Raw genomic sequence first — 18,528 nt, 5'->3', positions numbered from 1 at the left:
GGACGGCCAGAATCCGGGTCAGTCGAGGTGGAAGTCCACCACGACAGGCGCCCGGCGGACTCGCACGGGAGTCGCGGCGTCGAAGCCGGCGGCGTCGCGGTGCCAGACCGGCGGGGTGTACGCGCAGTCGCAGCGCAGCCTCACCCGCTGCCCGGGGAGCAGGCGCAGGGCGTAACCGCTGCCCACGTCCGCCACGCCGGCCATTTCCCCGGTGGTCGCGTCGAACGCGATCACCTGGCCGTAGGTGAGCAGCTCGTCGACCCGTACCGCCCCGGTGAGCGGCGTCCCGGCGGGCAGCGCCTGATTCAGCGTCGCCGTCTGCTGGGCGCGGACCCGCACCGGCCGCGCCTGCTGCCGACCGCCCACCCCACCGGACCACACCGTGGCCAGCCCATCGGCGGCGAACTGCACAGGCCAGTGGTACGGGCCGAGGCCGGTGATCGTGTAACGGCCTTCCTCGTCGGTGGTCGGGCCATGGTCGTCGTACTTCGGGTGCGGCACGTAGGGCACCACCATGACCCGCGCACGGGGGATCGGCGCGCCCGTCGCCGCGTTGGTCACCACCCCGACGACGGTGCCCGGCGGGTCGAGCCGGATGGTCGGGGCGCTGGTCACCACGCCGGGCCGCACCCGAATCACCTGTGCCCGCTCGCGTTCGCCGGTGCCGCCGTGTCGGCCGACCCACTGCAAGCCGTGCGTCGTCGTGTCGTAGGGCCTCACCAGCAGCCGGTACGTCCCCGGGGCGACGTCCCCGGTCACCAGGACGCCCTGCTCGTCGGCGCAGCCCCCATACCGCCCGTCTTGGTCCTCACCGATGCCGACCGCCGACAACGCCGCGGCGTCGACCGGGACGAGCGCGGCGCAGGCCCGGGGGACCGGCGCGCCGGTCGCCGCGTCGCGCACCACGGTGCGGACGCCGCCGGGCGCGGTCGACCCTGGGGTACGCGCGTCGGCGGGCGCGGCGGCCTCCACGACGAGCAGTGCGACGGCGACGGTGGCGGTGAGGTAGCGCAGAAGAGCCCGGCCCATGGGGGTGTCCTTCCGGCGGCGCGGCGGGTTGGGCCGACGGTAACGGTTCTCCAGCGATCCAAATCGGTCCATGTCACGATGTCGACCGATGCCTCGGGGCGTTCCCACCCACGCTGCCGCATCGGACGTTCTGTCCCGAACCCGGCGCATGCGGCACCTGTACGACATAGCGTCACGAGGGCGGAAGCACCGCCGCCCCCGCCGGCGGACCGGCGGCGACGTCCACCGGAAGGGACCGGACATGAGTCGTGTCGACACTGTGCTCCTACCGGAGTTGGACGGGCCGGTGCCGGCGACGCTGCCGAGCACGCTCGGCCTGCTGAGCCTGGCCCTGGGAGTGGGCGCACTGGTCGCGCCCGGACCCATCGCCCGGATGACGGGGATGGACGACGCCCCGGCCGCGCGGTCCGTGCTTCCGGCCATCGGCCTGCGCGAGCTGGGCAGCGCCGCCGGCCTGCTCAGCGGCCGCCGCCCGGCCGGCTGGGTCTGGAGCCGGGTCGCCGGCGACGCCATGGACCTCACACTGCTCGGGCGCGCCCTCGCCGACCGCGACGGTGAACGCCGCCGCCGGGTCGCGCTGACCACAGTCGCCATCGCCGGAATCACCGCCGTGGACGTGCTCGCCGCCGTACGCGTCGGCCGGGCTCGACGAGCCCGCGCCCGGGTGATCCGGATGGAGATCGCGGTGACGGTGAACCGCTCGCCGGCCGAGGCGTACCGGTTCTGGCGGGACATCGAGAACCTGCCCCGGTTCATGGCGCACCTGGAGTCCGTACGCGCCGACGACCTGCGCCGCTCGCACTGGATCGCCAGTGGTCCGGCCGGGCACCGCGTCGAGTGGGACGCCGAGATCATCGACGACCAGCCGAACAAGTCGATCACCTGGCGTTCGCTGCCGGGGACCCGGGTGCCCAACGCCGGCCGGGTCCGGTTCGTGCCCGCCCCCGGCGACCGGGGGACCGAGGTGCGGGTGGAACTGCGCTACGCGCCGCCGGCCGGCGCGCTCGGCCGAGCGGTGGCGAAGCTCTTCGGCGAGGAACCCGAGCAGCAGGTCCGTGACGACCTGCGCCGGTTCAAGCAGGTGCTGGAGACCGGCGAGGTCGTCCGCTCGGAGGGCAGCCCCAACGGCATCTCCGTACGCCAACAGGCCATGCAGCGCCCCGCCCAGCCGCTGCCGCCGTCCCGCCGCTGACCGTCCGAGCTCTCCGAAAGGGACCGAGAATGAAGGCCACCGCCTGGATGGGCGCCGACAGCGTCAAGGTCGTCGACGTTCCCGACCCGAAGATCATGAATTCCCGGGACGCGATCGTCCGGATCAGCACCACCGCGATCTGCGGCTCCGACCTGCACCTCTACCACGGCTACATTCCCGCCATGCGCAAGGGCGACATCCTCGGCCACGAGTTCATGGGCGAGGTCGTGGAGGTCGGCCCGCAGGTCCGCAACCTCAGCCCCGGCGACCGGGTGGTGGTGCCCTTCCCGATCGCCTGCGGGCACTGCTCCTCCTGCCAACGTGGCCTCTACTCGGTCTGCGAGAACTCCAACCCGAACGCCGGCATCGCCGAGAAGATCATGGGGCACTCGCCGGCCGGCATCTTCGGCTACTCCCACCTGCTCGGCGGCTACGCCGGCGGCCAGGCCGAGTACGCCCGGGTGCCGTTCGCCGACGTCGGCCCGGTCAAGGTGCCCGACGAGATCAGCGACGACCAGGCGGTCATGCTGGCCGACGTGTTCCCCACCGGCTACATGGGCGCCGAGATGTGCGACATCAAGCCCGGGCAGGTGATCGCGGTCTGGGGCGCCGGGCCGGTCGGGTTGCTCGCCGCGGCCAGCGCCCGGCTGCTCGGCGCCGAGCGGGTGATTGTCATCGACCGGTTCCCGTACCGGCTGCGGCTGGCCGAGGAGCACATCGACGCCGAGACGATCAACTACGAGGACGTCGACGTGCTGGACACGCTCAACGAGATGACCGCCGGCCGGGGCCCCGACGCGTGCATCGACGCGGTGGGCCTGGAGGGTCACCACGGCAACGCCGCCATGTACGCGTACGACCGGGCCAAGCAGGTCGCGCGGGTCGAGACGGAACGGCCGTTCGCGCTGCGGCAGGCGATCCTGGCCTGCCGCTCCGGAGGGGTGGTCTCGGTCGTCGGCGCGTACGGCGGCTTCGTCGACAAGTTCCCGATGGGCGCGTTCATGAACCGCTCGTTGATCATGCGGACCGGCCAGTGCCACGTCCAGCGTTACACCCGACCGCTGCTGGAGCGCATCCAGCGCGGCGAGATCGACCCGAGCTTCATCGTCAGTCACCGGATGCCGCTGCGCGACGCCCCCAAGGGTTACAAGATCTTCCAGAAGAAGCAGGACGACTGTACGAAGGTGCTGCTCAAGGTGTGACCGGGCGGCCGGTGTGCCGGCGGGGGGGGGGGGGAGTGCTGGGTGGGGCTGCCTGTGGAGCTGATGTCGCAAACGAATCAGCCCCGGCTGGTCTGGAATCTCCTTCGGGGAGTCGAGCGGCCGGATGCGTGCTGCCGTAACGCTCCGCGGGGCGCGTGATGTCGTCAGCGATTCAGCTCCAAAGGGCCCGACCACCACCTCGGCCACCACCGTAGGTCGCCCTCCACGCAGACGGCACAAACGCGGGGCCGCGCCGCCCGCCGTCCGGCAGCTAGCGTGTCGCCATGCAGAGTGATGGCACGTCGGTGCCGGCCTCGGCCGACCTCACCGTCCGGCTGCGGCCGGTTACCGAGCCCGACCTGGCGATGTTCCGACGGTTACGCACCGAGCCGGGCCTGATCGGTTTGGACTGGGCCGGCTTCATGGACGCCGGCGCGCCGGCGCGGCGGTTCGCCGTCGACGGCTACCTCGGCGAGGACGACGGGCGGCTCATCGTCGAGGTCGAACAGGAACGGGCCGCCGCTGGCATCGTCAGCTACACCGCGGGGCGCTACGCCGGGCGGGCATCGTACTGGGAGATCGGCATCGTCCTGCTGCCGCCGTGGCGGGGGAGGGGCATCGGCTGGCGCGCGCAGGCGTTGCTCTGCGACTACCTCTTCCACCACAGCCCGGCCCAGCGCATCCAGGCCGGCACGCACCCGGAGAACGTCGCCGAGCAACGCGCGCTCGAGAAGGCCGGTTTCCAGCTCGAGGGTGTGGTGCGGGCCAGCGAGTTTCGGGCTGGCCAGTGGCGCGACGCCTACCTGTACAGCCGGTTGCGCGACGACCCGTCCCCCTGGGAGCCGGTGACGAACGGCTAGCGCGGGCGGACTTTTGCGAGGCCCCGCCCCCCGATGGCGGGACGTCCGGTCCCGCGCGCGACCCGTTTGCGGCCAGGGACCCGGGGAACTCGCCCCGTTCGTCCGCAGGCAGGCCGCACGGCAGGCCGACGAGACCGAAGGAGCGGCTCATGGAGTACGAGCAGATGATCGCCACGGTACGACAGCGCGCGGGCCTCGGTGAGAACGAGGCCGTGCGGTCCGTGCAGGCCGTCCTGTCGGTGCTCGGCGAACGGCTCGCCGGACAGGAGGCCGACAACCTGGCGGCACAGCTACCGGAGCGGCTGAACGGGTCCGTCACCCGCAATCCGCAGGGCCGGCGGTGGGACGTCGGCGAGTTCCTGAAGAACGTCGGGGACCGTGAACAGGTCGCGAACGCCGACCACGTGCGTCAACACGCCCAGGCGGTGTTGCGTACGGTCGCCGAGGCCCTCGATGACGACGACCGAAACGACCTGCTCGCCCAGCTTCCCGGCGGCATCACCGATCTCTTCGGTGTGCCCACCCCGCGAGGCTGAGCCCCGCGCCGACCGGGACACCCGGGGCGCTCACGGGATCGGCCACTCGTGCACCGGGCGGTTGCTGTGCATCAGGTCCACGTAGTGCCGGACCACCTCACGCAACGCCTCGGGCCGGTCCAGGTGGTCGGCCGACTCCAACCGGTGCAGCGTCTCCACCTGCCAGGTCGCGCCGTTGCGGCTGGTCAGGCAGCGCTGCTCGATGATGCCGAGCAGCCGGTCCCGCTCGGTGGGGTCGAGCCCCCACCGGTCCAGGCCGTGATGCGCCATCGGCAGCAACCGGCGCAACACCAACTCGGTGACGGGCAGGTAGCCGAGACCCGGCCAGAAGACCTGCGCGTCGATGCCGTGCCGGGCGCAGTTGGTGAAGTTCTCCTCGGCGGCGCTGAACGACATCTGCGACCACAGTGGCCGGTCCGATTCGGCGAGGGCGCGCACCAACCCGAAGTAGAAGGCGCCGTTGGCGATGGTGTCCAGCACGGTCGGGCCGGCCGGCAGCACCCGATTTTCCACCCGCAGGTGCGGGCGACCACGCGACACGTCGTACACCGGGCGGTTCCACCGGTAGACGGTGCCGTTGTGCAGGCGCAACTCGGCCAGATTGGGCACCTCGCCGGCCGCCAGGGCCTGCACCGGGTCCTCCGGGTCGCAGACCGGCAGCAGCGCCGGAAAATAGCGCACGTTCTCCTCGAACAGATCGAACACGCTGGTGATCCACCGTTCCCCGAACCAGACCCGGGGGCGTACCCCCTGGGCTTTGATCTCTTCCGACCGGGTGTCGGTGGCCTGCTGGAACAGCGGAATGCGGGTCTCCCGCCACAGCTCCCGGCCGAAGAATAGCGGCGAGTTCGCGCCGACCGCGACCTGGATGCCGGCGACCGCCTGGGCGGCGTTCCAGTAGTCGGCGAACTGGGCGGGGCTGACCTGGAGGTGGAACTGGGTGCTGGTGCAGGCCGCCTCCGGGGTGATCGTGTCGGCGGTGACCGCCAGCCGTTCCACCCCGCTGATGGCGATCGGCAGATCCTCACCGCGGGCCGCGAAGATCTGCTCGTTGAGCAGCTTGTAGCGGGGGTTGGCCGACAACGTCTCGGCGGTCAGGTGCTCGGGGCGCAGCGTCGGCAGGATGCCGATCATGACCATGTGCGCGCCGATCGCCCGGGCCTTCACCTCGGCGGCGTTCAGGCTGGCCCGCACGTACTCTTCGAAGTCGGCGGTGCCGTTGCCGGTCAGCCGACGCGGCGGCACGTTGATCTCGACATTGAACTGACCCAGCTCGGTCTGGAAGCTCTCATCGGCGATGGCCGCCAACACGTCGGCGTTGCGCATCGCCGGGTTCGACGCCTCGTCGACCAGGTTCAGCTCGATCTCCACGCCGGTCATCGGCCGGTCGACGTCGAAGCGGGACTCCCGCAGCATCTCGGCGAAGACATCCAGGCAGCGGCGGACCTTGTCGCGATAGCGGGCCCGATCCTCTCGACTGAAGGTTCGCACGCCGACGTCCTCGCCCATGGTCACCACCCCGTCACCGCTGGTCCCCCTAACCTCGCACGTGATCGGCGGGCGGGGGAAGACCCGATACTCCTTTCCTACCCAGCTGCCCGCCCCGCCACCCCGGCCGGAGCAGACCGATAGCATTGCGGCCCGAGAGGTGGTGGCGTGCGGATGCGCGAGAAGGTGACCCGGCTGTTCGTCGCGGCGGCGATCGCCGAGGCCTGCTCCTGGCTGGCCCTGCTGGTCGGCATGCTTGTCAAGTACGGCCCGCCGGGCAACGAGTTGGGCGTGAAGATCTTCGGCCCGATCCACGGCGGCCTGTTCATCGCGTACGTCCTGCTGGTGCTGGCCGTGGCCCGGCTGCGCCGGTGGGGCCTGCTGACCACGGTGGTGGCCCTGGCCAGCGCGGTGCCGCCGTTCGCCACCCTCGCCTTCGAGCGCTGGGCCCGCCGCCGGGGAATGCTCGGCGTCGACCGGCAGCCGGTCCGCGAGCCCGCCCCGGTCGGCTGACCCGCCGAGGGGCCCACCAGCCCGGCGGACCGATCAGGTCAGCGCGGAGCAGGCCGCGACGCCGGCCAGCAGCAGCGCCCCCAGGAACGCCTGCAACAGCAGCGGCGGCCCGAGATGCGACCAGAGCGTCGCGGTACGCGGGGTCAGCAGCTGCCCGGTCGTGAGGTTGACGATCCGCTCGATCCGCGGCGGCAGCTCCGGGTCGCGTTGCGGGCGCAGGGTGAGCTGCACCTGATCCGCCGGGTGCAGGGCGCTCTGCGGCAGGTGACCGTGCAGCTCCACCTCGCAGAGCTGGCCTGCGGTGTTGCGCAGCCGCACCGGGGTGACCAGGTATTCCGGGCCCTGCTTCAGCTCCTTCCAGCGACGCCGGGTGCCGCCCCCTCCGAAGGAGAAGAGCGAGCGCAGCAGCAGGGCGGGCAGCCGGGCGAAGGCCGCCGCGGCGAGCACCGCCACCAGCACCGGCTGCCCGATGCGTACCTCGCGGGTGTAGCCGTCGAGCAGGCGGATCAGCCGCCCGGTGACGATTCGTTCCGTCGGGTGCACGATCCGTCGGGTATCGAGTCCGCTGTCCATCTTCACCACCGAGAGTCCGCGTGTGTTCACAGATCGTATCGACGTCTCCGGTTGAACGACGTGAATGAAACCTGGTCACGGGCTCACGGTTGCGAGGTGACATCCCCGGCGACCCGGGTAAGCGGGGGGCCGAGCTGGAAAGGGGTCGAGCATGCAGCTGTCCTTCCTGCGCCCGCTCTACGACCGTCCCGGGCCGTGGTGCTCGGTGTATCTGGACGCCTCCGCCGACACGGAGGACGCCAAACCCGCGTTGGACCTGCGCTGGCGCGCCCTGGAACGCAGCCTGGCCGAACAGGGTGCGGACGAGGCGAACATCGCCGCGCTGGACCGGGTGGTCCGAGGTCACGACCCGATGGTCGGGGACTACGGCCTGGCGGTCTTCGCCAGTCACGGCACGGTGGTGCTCTCCGAGTACCTGTCCGCGCCACCACTGCGGGACCTGGCCCACGTCGGGCCGTTGCCGCACGTGATGCCGCTGCTCGCCCAGCGTGGGGAGCAGGTGGCCTGGGTGCGAGTGGTCGCCGACCGGCTCGGTGCCGACGCGATGGCGGTCAGCGCCGGCGGGGTGCCCCGGCGGGCCCACGTCGCCGGCCGGGACGAGTACCCGCTGCGGCGGACGAAGCCCGGCGGCTGGTCCCAGTCCCGCTACCAGCGGGCGGCCATGGAGGCGTGGCACCAGAACGCCGGCGACGTCACCGCGGCGACCGTGCAACTGGCCGACCGGGTCGGCGCGGACGTGGTGGTGGTCGCCGGCGACGTCCGGGCCACCGGAATGATCGCCGCCCAGATGCCGGAGCGCTGGCAGGACCTGGTGGTCCGTACCGACGCCGGGTCGCGGGCCGGCGGCGCCGACCAGACGATGCTGGACGACCTCACCGTGCAGACCATCGCGGAGATCGCCGACCAGCGGATCAGCGCCGCGTTGGACAAGTTCGGCGTGCAGGAGGACGTGGGCGGCGGCCTCGCCGCGGTCGTCTCCGCCCTGCAACGCAACCAGGTGGACATGATGCTCATCGTGGACGACCCGTCGGCCAACGGTGAGCTGTGGATCGGCGCGGAACCCACCGAGATCGCCGTCGACCCGGGGCAGCTGGCCGCCATGTCGGTGGCCGACCCGCAACGGGTACGCGCCGACGCCGCGCTGGTCCGGGCGCTCGTCGGCACCGACGCGGCACTCACCGTGCTCGGCGCCGACGAGGCGCCCGACCTGACCGACGGCGTCGGCGCGGTACTGCGCTACGTCGACCCCAGCACACCGGGGCGCGGCAATGGTTGACCGAACGGTGGCTGACGTCGTGGTGGAGCGGCTCCTGGCCTGGCGAGTGCCCCGCGCCTTCGGGTACCCGGGTGAGGCGATCGCCCCGCTGGTCGAGGCGTTGGACCGCACCGGCGGCGAGCCGGCGTTCATTCCGGCCCGGCACGAGGAAACCGCCTCGTTCATGGCCACCGGGCACGCCAAGTTCACCGGTGGCATCGGGGTCTGCCTCGCCACCCAGGGGCCCAGCGCCGTCCAGCTGCTCAACGGCCTCTACGACGCCAAGCTGGACAGCAAGCCGGTGGTGGCCATCGTCGGGGAGGACATCTCCGGGCCGCTGGGCGGCGCCCACCAGGAGATCGGGCTGAGCCGGCTCTTCGGGGACGTGTGCAACCAGTTCGTCAGGTACGGCCGTGGGCCCGAGGAGGTGGGGGCGCTGCTGGACCAGGCGTTCCGCACGGCGGCGGCGACCCGTAGCCCGACCTGCGTGGTGCTTCCCCGCCAGTTGCAGGAGGCGCTGGTGCCCGACCCGCAGACGTACGGCGCCGGGGTGATCACGGCGACCCCCGGCGAGCCGCTGGCCCGGGTCCTGCCGCACGAGGCGGATCTCGACGCCGCCGCGCAGCTGCTCGGCGGCGGCCAGCGGATCGCGATCCTGGTGGGCCAGGGCGGTCGGGACGCGGCCGCCGAGATCATCGAGATGGCCGACCGGCTCGGCGCCGGGGTGGCCACCTCGTTGTTGGGCAAGCCGGTGCTCGACGAGCGGCTGCCGTTTCACACCGGGGTGCTCGGCGAGGTCGGCACCCCGGCGGCGGCCGAGCTGATGGGTGGCTGCGACACGCTGCTGATGATCGGCACCAACGACCCGTGGACCGACTACTTCCCGATGCCCGAGCAGGCGCGCACGGTGCAGATCGACATCGACGGCCGCCGGATCGGCAGCCGCTACCCGGCCGACGTGCCGCTGGTAGGTGACGCCGCCGAGACGCTGCGGGCGCTGCTGAGCCGAATGCGCGGTCGGCCCGAGCAGCAGTGGCGCGCCACCGTGGAGAGTTCGGTGGACCGCTGGCGGGAGGTCGCCGCCGAACGGGCCGGCGCCGCCGCGGACCCGGTCAACCCGCAGCTCGTCCTCCAGGAGTTGTCCGCTCGGATGCCCGCAACCGGCGCGGTCGCGGTCGACGTCGGCTCGGTCCTCTACTGGTACGCCCGGCACCTCACGCTGCCACCCGGGGTCAACGCGCAGCTGTGCGGCACCCTCGGCTCGATGGGTTGCGCGCTGCCGTACGCGGTGGCGGCCAAGCTCGCCGCCCCCGACCAGCCGGTGATCGCGCTTGTCGGTGACGGGGCGATGCAGCTCAACGGACTCGCCGAACTGATCACCGTGTCGCACCTCTGGCAGCGGTGGCGCGACCCGCGGCTGGTGGTGCTGGTGCTCAACAACCGCGACCAGAACGGCATGGGCGGCGGGCGAGAACCGTCGTCCGACCCGACCCACCGTCGCCCCGACGTGCCCTACGCAGGGTGGGCCCGACTGCTGGGGTTGCACGGGGTGCGGGTGGACCGCCCGGAGTTGGTCGGCGCGGCCTGGGACGAGGCCCTCGCCGCGGACCGCCCCTGCGTACTGGAGGCGGTCGTCGACCCGGCGGTGTCGCTGGCGCCGCCGGAGCCCGCCTTCGCCGACCTGCGGGGCCTGTACGCCGAGGGCGCTCCGGCCCGGAAGGTCCGCGAGCAGGTGGAGGTCACCGCGAACGCCGACGATCTCGTTTAGCCACCCCGGACCAGGGCATCAGTAGCGGCCCGACCACGCTGGAGGTCCCATGTCCGAGCCCGCCGACCGCCGTTACGGTCCCGCGACCCTGCCGCGCGCGCGGGGCCCGCTCTCCGCGGCGGTCGTGGAGGCTCTGCGGCACCCACCGCACGACCTGACGGCCGATCTCGGTGTCGACCTCTACCCGGCGGACCCGATCTTCGACGAGGACCTGCAGCTGACGCTGTTCCTCTGCTACGAGCTGCACTACCGGGGCTGGCTCGGGGTGGACGAGTCGTGGGAGTGGCAGCCGACACTGCTGGCGTTGCGGGCCCGCTGCGAACGAGTCTTCGAGGCGTCGCTGCGCCGACTGGTCGGCGCGCCCCCGGTGCCCGCCGCCGGGGTGGCCGCCGGCCTGGCCGAGCTGGTCGCGGCCGACGACGGGCCGTCCCTGGCCGCGACGCTGCAACGGCGCGCCGATCTCACCCAGTTCCGCGAGTTCGTCGCCCACCGCTCCGTCTACCACCTGCGGGAGGCTGACCCACACAGCTGGGCGCTGCCCCGCCTCGGGGGCCCGGCCAAGGCCGCCCTCGTGGAGATCCAGACCGACGAGTACGGCAACGGGCGGCTGGACCGGATGCACGCCGAGCTGTTCCGCAGCACCCTCGACCGGCTGGGCCTGGACACCGGCTACGGCGCTCACATCGACGTGGCGCCGGCGGTGACGTTGGCGACCAACAACCTGATGTCGCTGTTCGGGCTGCACCGACGGCTGCGCGGCGCGCTGCTCGGGCACCTCGCCGCGTTCGAGATGACCTCCTCGCTGCCCAACCGTCGCTACGGCAACGGGCTGCGCCGGCTCGGCTTCGACGAGGTGGCCACCCGCTTCTACGACGAACACGTCGAGGCCGACGCGGTGCACGAGCAGATCGCCGCGCACGACATGTGCGACGGCCTGGTCCGTAGCGAGCCGGCCCTCGCCCCCGACGTGCTCTTCGGCGCGGCGGCGGGGCTCGCGGTGGACCGGCTGTTCGCCGCCCACCTGCTGGACAGCTGGGCCGCCGGCCGCAGCTCCTTGCGCGCACCAGTCCCGCCCGCCCCGCCGGCCCTGCCGCCGACCGTCTCGCTCGCCGTGACCGCGCCCGCTGCCGCCGTGACACCGCCGGCCCGGCCCGCCGTCGTCTGACGGCCTCCGACGGGCTTGCCGCGCTGGGCCGGCCCCGGCCGGTCTCGGCGTGCCGCGTTTCCTCGGCCGGTTTCGGCGTGCCACGTCCTCCCGGCCGGCCCCGGCGTGCGTCCTTTGCTCTGCTTCAACCCGCGCAACGGTATGGGCCCGTTTGTGTTGCGTCCGTTGAAGCAGAGCAAAGGATGCGGGCAGGGCATGCCCGCCTGTCCTCGGAGCAGAGCAGAGGACGCGCCGTAACAGTCGCGTCAGGTCTGCCGACTCGTGCCCGCGCGGAAGTTGATCACCTTGTGGGTGCCGTCGCAGAACGGCTTGAGCGCCGACTTGCCGCACCGGCACAGCGCCACGGTGCCCCGTCGCGCGTCGATGTGCTCGCCGTCCGGGGTGACCAGCGCGAAGTCGCCGCGGACCAGCAGCGGTCCGTCCTCGTACGGGGTGATCGTGGCGGCGGCTGGCTCGCTGGCGTCGTCGGTGCGCATGGCCCCGGAAGTGCCCGCCCTGACCCTGGCGAAACCCGAACGACCGAACGCCGGTGATGACCGGGGCACCCCTCTGACCAGCGGAATGTGCCGCCGGGTGGGTGATGCCCCGTTTGAACCCCATCGGGACGGGAAGCCGGGCCGCGTGGTGAGCGAACGAGGCAAGGTGGGGCCGGTGCACAAGGTGCACAAGGGGCTCACGGCCGATGGCGCCGGTCTCGGCGGCGACCGGGTCGTGACCGCGGGCAGCGCCGCCCGGGTGCTGGTCGCCGCCACCGCCCGGGCGCTGCGCGGGGTCGACTGCGCCGACCTCGGGCACACCGGGCCGACGTCGCGGTTCCCCGGCGCCCCCGAGCCGGTACGCCGCGCCGCGGTCACCCGCGCCGCCGGCCGGGTCGCGCTCACCGACGCCCAGGTCGACGAGGTGGACGCCGCCCGGGTGGCCCGCTGGTTCGTCGACCAGTACCCCCGCCGGCGCTACCCGGGAGTGCTGATCGGCTCTCCGCACGGCGCGGCGGCACACCTCGCGGTCGCCCTCGGCGTGCCGTGGCTGCCGGCGGGCTTCGAGATGACAGTGCACTGGACCGACGGCGGGGTGGACCGCCCGGCGGACGCCGTGGAGCACGGCGCGGCACTCGCCACCCGGCTGCTCGCCGGCAACGCCGACCTGCATCTGCGTCAGGTGCACTGCCCGGCCAGCCGCGGCGCGCTGACCGGGGCGACCGTGTCGCTGACCGCCGCCTGGAGGGCCCTACCGGCCGCGTACGCGCATTTCCTGGCCGACCTGTTGGTACCGGGCGCCCCGGTGCTGCTGGTCCGCGACGCGCGCACCTGGCCGGTGCTGGAGCGCGGGCCGGGACACAGCTTCCAGGTCGGCTGCCCAGGCAGCGGGCTGGACCCGGTGGACTTCCACCCGGACAGCCACGCCCTGCGGCAGGTGCTGCGCTCCGCCGGCGGCGACCCGACCCGGTGGGACCCGCCGGAGGTGTCCGTTCCGTCGGCTGACGCCGAGCACGGCGTCGACTCGGGCTTCGAGCTGGCCGCGCGGGACTGGTCCGCCAAGCACCAGCACCCGCTGCACCGGGTGTTGGTGCCCCGGCCGGCGGCGCTGAGCGCGGGCGTGGCCGACCTGTACCGGCGGTGGCTGCGGCGCGCCGGCAAGACCGGTGACCGGCTGGTGGTGGAGTGCGGCCGACTGCTCGACCCGTGGCAGGTGGTGCGGGCGGGGCTGGTGCCGTACTGGTGTGAGAACGCCACCCGCCGCAGCGTCGACGAGGCCGAGTGGTGGCTGGCCGGCAGCGAGGCGTTCAGCTCGGTGGACGTGTTGCCCGAGCCGCCCGGAGTGCGCTCGCCCGCGCTGGCCGGGCTGCCGCAGTGGCTGGCCGTCGCCGGGTTCGGCCGGCGCCGTCGGGCGCTGGACCGCACCACCGCCCGGGGGTACCCGGTCACCTCGGTGCCCACCCGCCGGGCCACCGAGGTCCTGCGTGCCCAGCCGTACGACCTGCCCGCGCCGCCCCCGCTGGGGGTCGCCGAGGCGCTGGCCGTGCTCCGCGACAGTGGCGGCCACCAGGGGTTGTTGGTCTCCTGAGACGGAGCACGCCGAAACATCCTCGCGAACCCGGGGTCACGTGATTGAGTACCTACGGAGCGGGAACATCGCTGGCTGCGACGGCCTGATTGCGCTGCGTAGAGGCGGTGTCGCCCGCTGGCATCCCAGTCACTGACCCACTTTCCGGCCCGGTGCGTGGCTCGACCACGCGCACGACCGGTTTCCCGATCCGGGCGGGGGACCTTCCTGAGGGAGGCGCGGATGTTCGGACAGACGAGCACGACCACGACCACACCACCACCACCCACCGACCGAGGTCTGGAGGATCTCGACGCCGCGGCGATGGCGTACGCGGCCCGGATCGCCGGGCTGCCGCCGGAGCGGCGGGGGGAGGCTCGGGACGACCTGGTGCGCTTCGCGCTGCCGTTCGCCGGCCGGCTCGCCCGCCGGTACCGGGGGCGCGGGGAGCCACTGGAGGACCTGGAGCAGGTGGCCCGGCTGGGGTTGGTCAACGCCGTCGACCGCTATGACCCGGAACGGGGCTCCTTCACCGCGTACGCCGCGATCACCATCGTGGGTGAGATCAAACGGCACTTCCGGGACCGCACCTGGGGTGTGCACGTGCCCCGCCGGCTGCGTGACCTGATCCTCGAGGTGGGGCAGGCCACCGCCGCCCTCACCAGCGAGCTGTCCCGGGCCCCGTCGGTTGCCGAGCTGTCGGCCCGGCTGGAGACCCCGCAGGAGGAGATCCTCGCCGCCCTGGAGTCGGCGGCCGGCTACAGCCCGGCCTCCCTCAACGCGCCGGTGGGTGGGGAGAGCTCCGCCGAGTTCGGGGACCTGGTCGGCGAGTCGGACAACGCGTTGGAGTCGGTCGACGACCGGGTCACGGTGAGCGGTCTGCTGCACCGGCTGCCCTGGCGTGAACGGCGGATCCTCGCGATGCGCTTCTACGGCAACCAGACCCAGGCAGAAATCGCCGCCCGGTTCGGCATCTCGCAGATGCACGTGTCCCGGCTGCTGTCGCGGGCGCTCACCTGGCTGCGTCAGGCGATGCTCGCCGACGCGCCGCCGCCCTGGCAGAACGGCGCCGCCGAACCCGACCCGGGCAAGACCCGGATCTCGGTCAAGCAGAACGGCGACTCGGTGGTGGTCGAGGTCGGCGGCGAGATCGACCGCGACGGCGCGGACCAACTGCGCCGGGCCATGCTGGAGGCGGTCACCGGCCAGCCCAGCGAGGTGGTCGTCGACCTGGTCGGCGCGGGTGGCTTCGACGCGGGTGGCATCGCCGCGCTGATGGCCGGTCGGGACGCGGCGGAGCGGACCGGGGTGCCGCTGCGACTGACCCGGGTCCAGCCCGCGGTACGCCGTTCGCTCACCGCCGCCGGCCTGGCGCCGGCCCGGGACTGACCGACACGGACAGCACGAGGGCCGACACCCGGGCGGGTGTCGGCCCTTCTGCGCGCGTACCCCTGGTCAGTGCTCTTCGGGGTTGCCGTCGCTGTGCGGGTGGCGCCAGCGCTCGTGCGGCTTCGGCGCGTCCTCGGCGTCCTTCGGCGGGTCGCTCTGCTCGAAGCTCGGCCGGCGGACGCCCTCGGGCTCCGGCACGTCCACCGGTCGGGCGCCGGAGCGCGGCGCCGGCTGGTAGTCGACAGCGTCGCGTGCGCCGTGCGCGCCCTCGGCGGACGGCGACTCCGGGGCGTGGTGCTCCATCCGGAACTCCTCGGCGAAGTGCTGTGGCGGCTTGGTGGTGCGCTGCGGCAGGTCGCGGCCCAGATCGGCGACGAGCGGGCCGTACTTCAGGTCGAAGGCGGGGCGCTCGGAGCGGATCCGGGGCATCCGGTCGAAGTTGCGCAGCGGCGGCGGGCAACTGGTGGCCCATTCGAGGGAGTTGCCGAAGCCCCACGGGTCGTCCACCGTCACCATCGCCCCGTACCGCCAGGACTTCCAGGCGTTGTAGATGAAGAAGAGGGTGGACAGGCCGAGGATGAACGCGAAGATGCTGGAGACCGTGTTCAGCGTGGTGAAGCCGTCGGTGGGCAGGTAGTCGGCGTACCGGCGCGGCATGCCCTCGGCGCCCAGCCAGTGGTGCACCAGGAAGGTGCCGTGGAAGCCGATGAACATGGTCCAGAAGTGCGCCTTGCCGAGCCGTTCGTCGAGCAGTCGGCCGGTCATCTTGGGCCACCAGAAGTAGTAGCCGCCGAAGAGGGCGAAGACCACGGTGCCGAACACCACGTAGTGGAAGTGCGCCACCACGAAATAGCTGTCGTGGGTGTGCCAGTCGACCGGCGGGCTGGCCAACAGCACGCCGGTGAGGCCGCCGAGCAGGAACGTGACCAGGAAGCCGATGGCGAACAGCATCGGCGTCTCGAAGGTGAGCTGGCCCTTCCACATGGTGCCGATCCAGTTGAAGAACTTCACGCCGGTGGGCACCGCGATCAGGTAGCTCAGGATGCTGAAGAACGGCAGCAGCACCTGGCCGGTGGCGAACATGTGGTGCGCCCACACCGTCATGGACAGCACGGTGATGGCGATGGTGGCCAACACGATGCCGGTGTAGCCGAAGAGCGGCTTGCGGGAGAAGACCGGAATGATCTCGGTGATGATGCCGAAGAACGGCAACGCGATGATGTAGACCTCGGGGTGGCCGAAGAACCAGAAGAGGTGCTGCCAGAGCATCGGGCCGCCGGTGGCCGCGTCGTACACGTGCGCGTTGAGCAGCCGGTCGGCGGAGAGCGCCAGCAGCGCGGCGGCCAGCAGCGGGAAGACGAGGATCACCAGCACGCTGGTGAACAGCATGTTCCAGGTGAAGATCGGCATCCGGAACATGGTCATGCCGGGCGCGCGCAGGGTGAGGATCGTGGTGATCAGGTTGACCGCGCCGAGGATGGTGCCGAGACCGGAGACGACCAGGCCGAGCACCCACATGTTCGCGCCCACGCCGGGGCTGTTCTCGACGCTGCTGAGCGGGCTGTACGCGGTCCAGCCGAAGTCCGCCGAGCCCCCCGGGACGATGAAGCCGCCGACCACCATGAGGCCGCCGAACAGGTACAGCCAGTAGGCGAGCGCGTTGAGGCGGGGGAACGACACGTCCGGTGCGCCGATCTGGATCGGCACGATGTAGTTGGCGAACCCGAACGCCGCGGGCGTGGCGAACAGCAGCAGCATCACCGCGCCGTGCGAGGTGAAGAGCTGGTTGTACTGCTCGGAGGAGAGGAACTGCATCCCCGGGCGGGCCAACTCGGCCCGCATCACCATCGCCTGCAGTCCCGCCACCAGGAAGAACCCGAAGGAGGTCAGCAGATACAGCAGGCCGATCTGCTTGTGGTCGGTCGTGGCAAGGAACTTGATCAGGGAGTTTCCGGGGATCGGCGCCCGTACCGCTCCCGGGAATCCCCCGAAGCGGGCCGGTGCCAGGATCGCCGGGCCCCGATCGCGACCGGGTTCCGTGGTTACCCGCTTGGGCATGGCTGCTCACCCCGTCGTGACGGCAGAAAGGACGAGCGTGCCTACCCGACCCTCGCACCATGTAACCAGGCCAGAGCGGTAATTTCGGTCAGAACGCTGGTACCGGGCGCAAGCGCCTCGAACGCTCAGGTTGCCGGGAGCATCGCCCAGACGGCCTTGCCCGGCCCGGCCGGCACGCTGCCCCACCGCTGGGTCAGCTCCCGGACCAGCATCAACCCTCGCCCACCCTCGGCGTGCAGGTCCGTCCCGCCCGCCCGGGCCTGGGCGCTGCTGCCGTCCACCACCGCCAGGTGCAGGTACGGTCGCCGCAGCGTCAGCGTCACCTGCATCGGCGTGCCGGCGTGCCGCACCACGTTGCCGACCAGTTCGCTGAGCACCAACGCGGCCGGGCCGGCCGCGTCGGGCAGGTTCCACCGCGCGCACGCCTCGGTGACCATCTCCCGGGCCCGCCGGCAGGCCCCGGCCACCGGCTCCAGCCGGGCCCGCATCCGCAACGCGGACGTCGTGCCGGCCAACCGGGTCGCCTCCGCGCAGTCCGCCGAGACCGGGAGCACCCGGCACGTGGTCGACTCGGCCAGCCATCGTGCGGCGACCGGCGACGGGGAGCAGAGCAGCACCGGCACGGCCGGCCACTCCTCGGCCCGGCGGGCGGTCGCGGCGAACACGGACAGCGCCAACCGGTCCTCCACGTTCACCCCGGCCATGTCGACCACCAGCGCCTCCGGCTGGTCGACGAGCGCGGCGCTGAGCGCCCGGTGCACCGAGCGCATCGTGCCGAGGTGCAGAGGGCCGGTGAGCCTGACGACCGCCACCGGTGCCGTGGTGCGCACCTCGCAGGTGATCCGGCTCGACATCGCATGCCTCAATTCACTGCTGGGTCGGGATCTGCCAACTACCCGAGGCCGTTCCCGATCAAACCGGACCGACGGCGGGGCGAGGCAGGTCACGTCCCGCGACCCCAGGTCAGGGACGGGGCCGGCCGGTCAGGACGCCCAGCGCGATCATGCCGACGCCCAGCCCCAGGTGCAGCCAGCCGTCGGCGTCGTTGACCGGCAGCACGTTCGCCCCGGTGTCGTGGTCCACCGCCAGCCCGTAGAGCCAGAGCACCAGGTAGACGGCGCCGCCGCCGATCAGGAACGCCCGAGCGCCGGTGACCGTCCGCGCCAACAGCAGCCCCGCCACCCCGAACGCCAGGTACACCAGGTTGTGCAGCACCGACACCTGGAAGACGCCGAACAGGTACGCGCCCGAGCCGTGACCGGCGAAGCGCAGGGCGTCCATGCCGCTGGTGACCCCCGGCACGAAGCCGAGCACGCCGACCAGCAGCAACAGCACTCCCACCGTCGCCGCCGCGCGACGAACCGGCGGTTTGCCGTCGGCCGGGTTGGGTCGGGCCCGGGAGTGCGCCATCGATCCGACCATTCCCGGCTCCTCGTCGCGCGGCGGGCAGAAGCGCT

General features: G+C 72.4%; 17 protein-coding genes. 10 read left to right on the top strand and 7 right to left on the bottom strand.

Annotation, left to right across the window (positions count from 1 at the left end):
• Positions 1–18 precede the first annotated feature (18 nt).
• On the bottom strand, positions 19–1,029 hold the full coding sequence (locus tag ACLQ3B_RS26055; RefSeq protein ID WP_425783323.1) for a carboxypeptidase-like regulatory domain-containing protein: 1,011 nt from the start codon (positions 1,027–1,029) through the stop codon (positions 19–21).
• Positions 1,030–1,270: 241 nt separating this feature from the next.
• Here ACLQ3B_RS26055 and ACLQ3B_RS26050 point away from each other — a divergent pair, with 241 nt between their 5' ends.
• From ACLQ3B_RS26050 to ACLQ3B_RS26035, 4 genes are all read left to right on the top strand, one after another.
• Complete coding sequence (locus tag ACLQ3B_RS26050; RefSeq protein WP_425783322.1) at positions 1,271–2,221, top strand: SRPBCC family protein; 951 nt, start codon at positions 1,271–1,273, stop codon at positions 2,219–2,221.
• Between the two features lie 29 nt (positions 2,222–2,250).
• Positions 2,251–3,423, top strand: a complete 1,173-nt coding sequence (locus ACLQ3B_RS26045) for a zinc-dependent alcohol dehydrogenase (protein WP_425783321.1) — start codon at positions 2,251–2,253, stop codon at positions 3,421–3,423.
• Between the two features lie 284 nt (positions 3,424–3,707).
• Entirely contained in the window at positions 3,708–4,283 is a 576-nt protein-coding gene (locus ACLQ3B_RS26040; protein WP_425783320.1) for a GNAT family N-acetyltransferase, read from the top strand.
• Positions 4,284–4,432: 149 nt separating this feature from the next.
• Entirely contained in the window at positions 4,433–4,819 is a 387-nt protein-coding gene (locus ACLQ3B_RS26035; RefSeq protein WP_425783319.1) for a DUF2267 domain-containing protein, read from the top strand.
• Between the two features lie 30 nt (positions 4,820–4,849).
• On the opposite strand, the gene ACLQ3B_RS26030 is transcribed toward ACLQ3B_RS26035, so the two are convergent.
• Positions 4,850–6,328, bottom strand: coding sequence for a glutamate--cysteine ligase (locus ACLQ3B_RS26030; RefSeq protein WP_425783318.1), 1,479 nt, complete (start codon positions 6,326–6,328; stop codon positions 4,850–4,852).
• Between the two features lie 153 nt (positions 6,329–6,481).
• On the opposite strand from ACLQ3B_RS26030, the gene ACLQ3B_RS26025 reads away from it, so the two are divergent.
• Positions 6,482–6,820, top strand: a complete 339-nt coding sequence (locus ACLQ3B_RS26025; protein WP_425783497.1) for a DUF3817 domain-containing protein — start codon at positions 6,482–6,484, stop codon at positions 6,818–6,820.
• Between the two features lie 33 nt (positions 6,821–6,853).
• Here the strand turns inward: ACLQ3B_RS26025 and ACLQ3B_RS26020 are convergent, their stop codons facing one another.
• Positions 6,854–7,402 carry a hypothetical protein gene (locus ACLQ3B_RS26020; RefSeq protein WP_425783496.1) on the bottom strand — a complete coding sequence of 183 codons (549 nt, stop codon included), beginning with the start codon at positions 7,400–7,402 and terminating at the stop codon, positions 6,854–6,856.
• A 142-nt stretch (positions 7,403–7,544) separates the two neighbouring features.
• Here ACLQ3B_RS26020 and ACLQ3B_RS26015 point away from each other — a divergent pair, with 142 nt between their 5' ends.
• From ACLQ3B_RS26015 to ACLQ3B_RS26005, 3 genes are read left to right on the top strand one after another with little or no spacing between them, the layout of a single operon-like run.
• On the top strand, positions 7,545–8,669 hold the full coding sequence (locus ACLQ3B_RS26015; protein ID WP_425783317.1) for a Vms1/Ankzf1 family peptidyl-tRNA hydrolase: 1,125 nt from the start codon (positions 7,545–7,547) through the stop codon (positions 8,667–8,669).
• A gap of 7 nt (positions 8,670–8,676) precedes the next feature.
• On the top strand, positions 8,677–10,416 hold the full coding sequence (locus ACLQ3B_RS26010; RefSeq protein ID WP_425783316.1) for a thiamine pyrophosphate-binding protein: 1,740 nt from the start codon (positions 8,677–8,679) through the stop codon (positions 10,414–10,416).
• 49 nt (positions 10,417–10,465) lie between these two features.
• Positions 10,466–11,581: an iron-containing redox enzyme family protein gene (locus tag ACLQ3B_RS26005; RefSeq protein WP_425783315.1), complete on the top strand. Its 1,116-nt coding sequence runs from the start codon at positions 10,466–10,468 to the stop codon at positions 11,579–11,581.
• A gap of 245 nt (positions 11,582–11,826) precedes the next feature.
• On the opposite strand, the gene ACLQ3B_RS26000 is transcribed toward ACLQ3B_RS26005, so the two are convergent.
• Positions 11,827–12,057, bottom strand: a complete 231-nt coding sequence (locus tag ACLQ3B_RS26000; protein ID WP_425783314.1) for a CDGSH iron-sulfur domain-containing protein — start codon at positions 12,055–12,057, stop codon at positions 11,827–11,829.
• A 145-nt stretch (positions 12,058–12,202) separates the two neighbouring features.
• On the opposite strand from ACLQ3B_RS26000, the gene ACLQ3B_RS25995 reads away from it, so the two are divergent.
• Both ACLQ3B_RS25995 and ACLQ3B_RS25990 read left to right on the top strand, forming a co-directional pair.
• Positions 12,203–13,645 carry a hypothetical protein gene (locus tag ACLQ3B_RS25995; RefSeq protein WP_425783313.1) on the top strand — a complete coding sequence of 481 codons (1,443 nt, stop codon included), beginning with the start codon at positions 12,203–12,205 and terminating at the stop codon, positions 13,643–13,645.
• Positions 13,646–13,867: 222 nt separating this feature from the next.
• Entirely contained in the window at positions 13,868–15,013 is a 1,146-nt protein-coding gene (locus ACLQ3B_RS25990; RefSeq protein WP_425783312.1) for a SigB/SigF/SigG family RNA polymerase sigma factor, read from the top strand.
• A 66-nt stretch (positions 15,014–15,079) separates the two neighbouring features.
• Here ACLQ3B_RS25990 and ctaD read toward each other — a convergent pair whose 3' ends face one another.
• From ctaD to ACLQ3B_RS25975, 3 genes are all read right to left on the bottom strand, one after another.
• On the bottom strand, positions 15,080–17,071 hold the full coding sequence (gene ctaD / locus ACLQ3B_RS25985) for a cytochrome c oxidase subunit I (protein ID WP_425783311.1): 1,992 nt from the start codon (positions 17,069–17,071) through the stop codon (positions 15,080–15,082).
• A gap of 125 nt (positions 17,072–17,196) precedes the next feature.
• Positions 17,197–17,925, bottom strand: a complete 729-nt coding sequence (locus ACLQ3B_RS25980) for an ATP-binding protein (protein WP_425783310.1) — start codon at positions 17,923–17,925, stop codon at positions 17,197–17,199.
• A gap of 109 nt (positions 17,926–18,034) precedes the next feature.
• Complete coding sequence (locus ACLQ3B_RS25975; protein WP_425783309.1) at positions 18,035–18,493, bottom strand: DUF4383 domain-containing protein; 459 nt, start codon at positions 18,491–18,493, stop codon at positions 18,035–18,037.
• Positions 18,494–18,528: the final 35 nt, after the last annotated feature.

This window comes from Micromonospora sp. DT53, assembly GCF_049841535.1.
Lineage (GTDB): Bacteria > Actinomycetota > Actinomycetes > Mycobacteriales > Micromonosporaceae > Micromonospora.
This window is presented reverse-complemented; position numbering and strand designations above follow the sequence as displayed.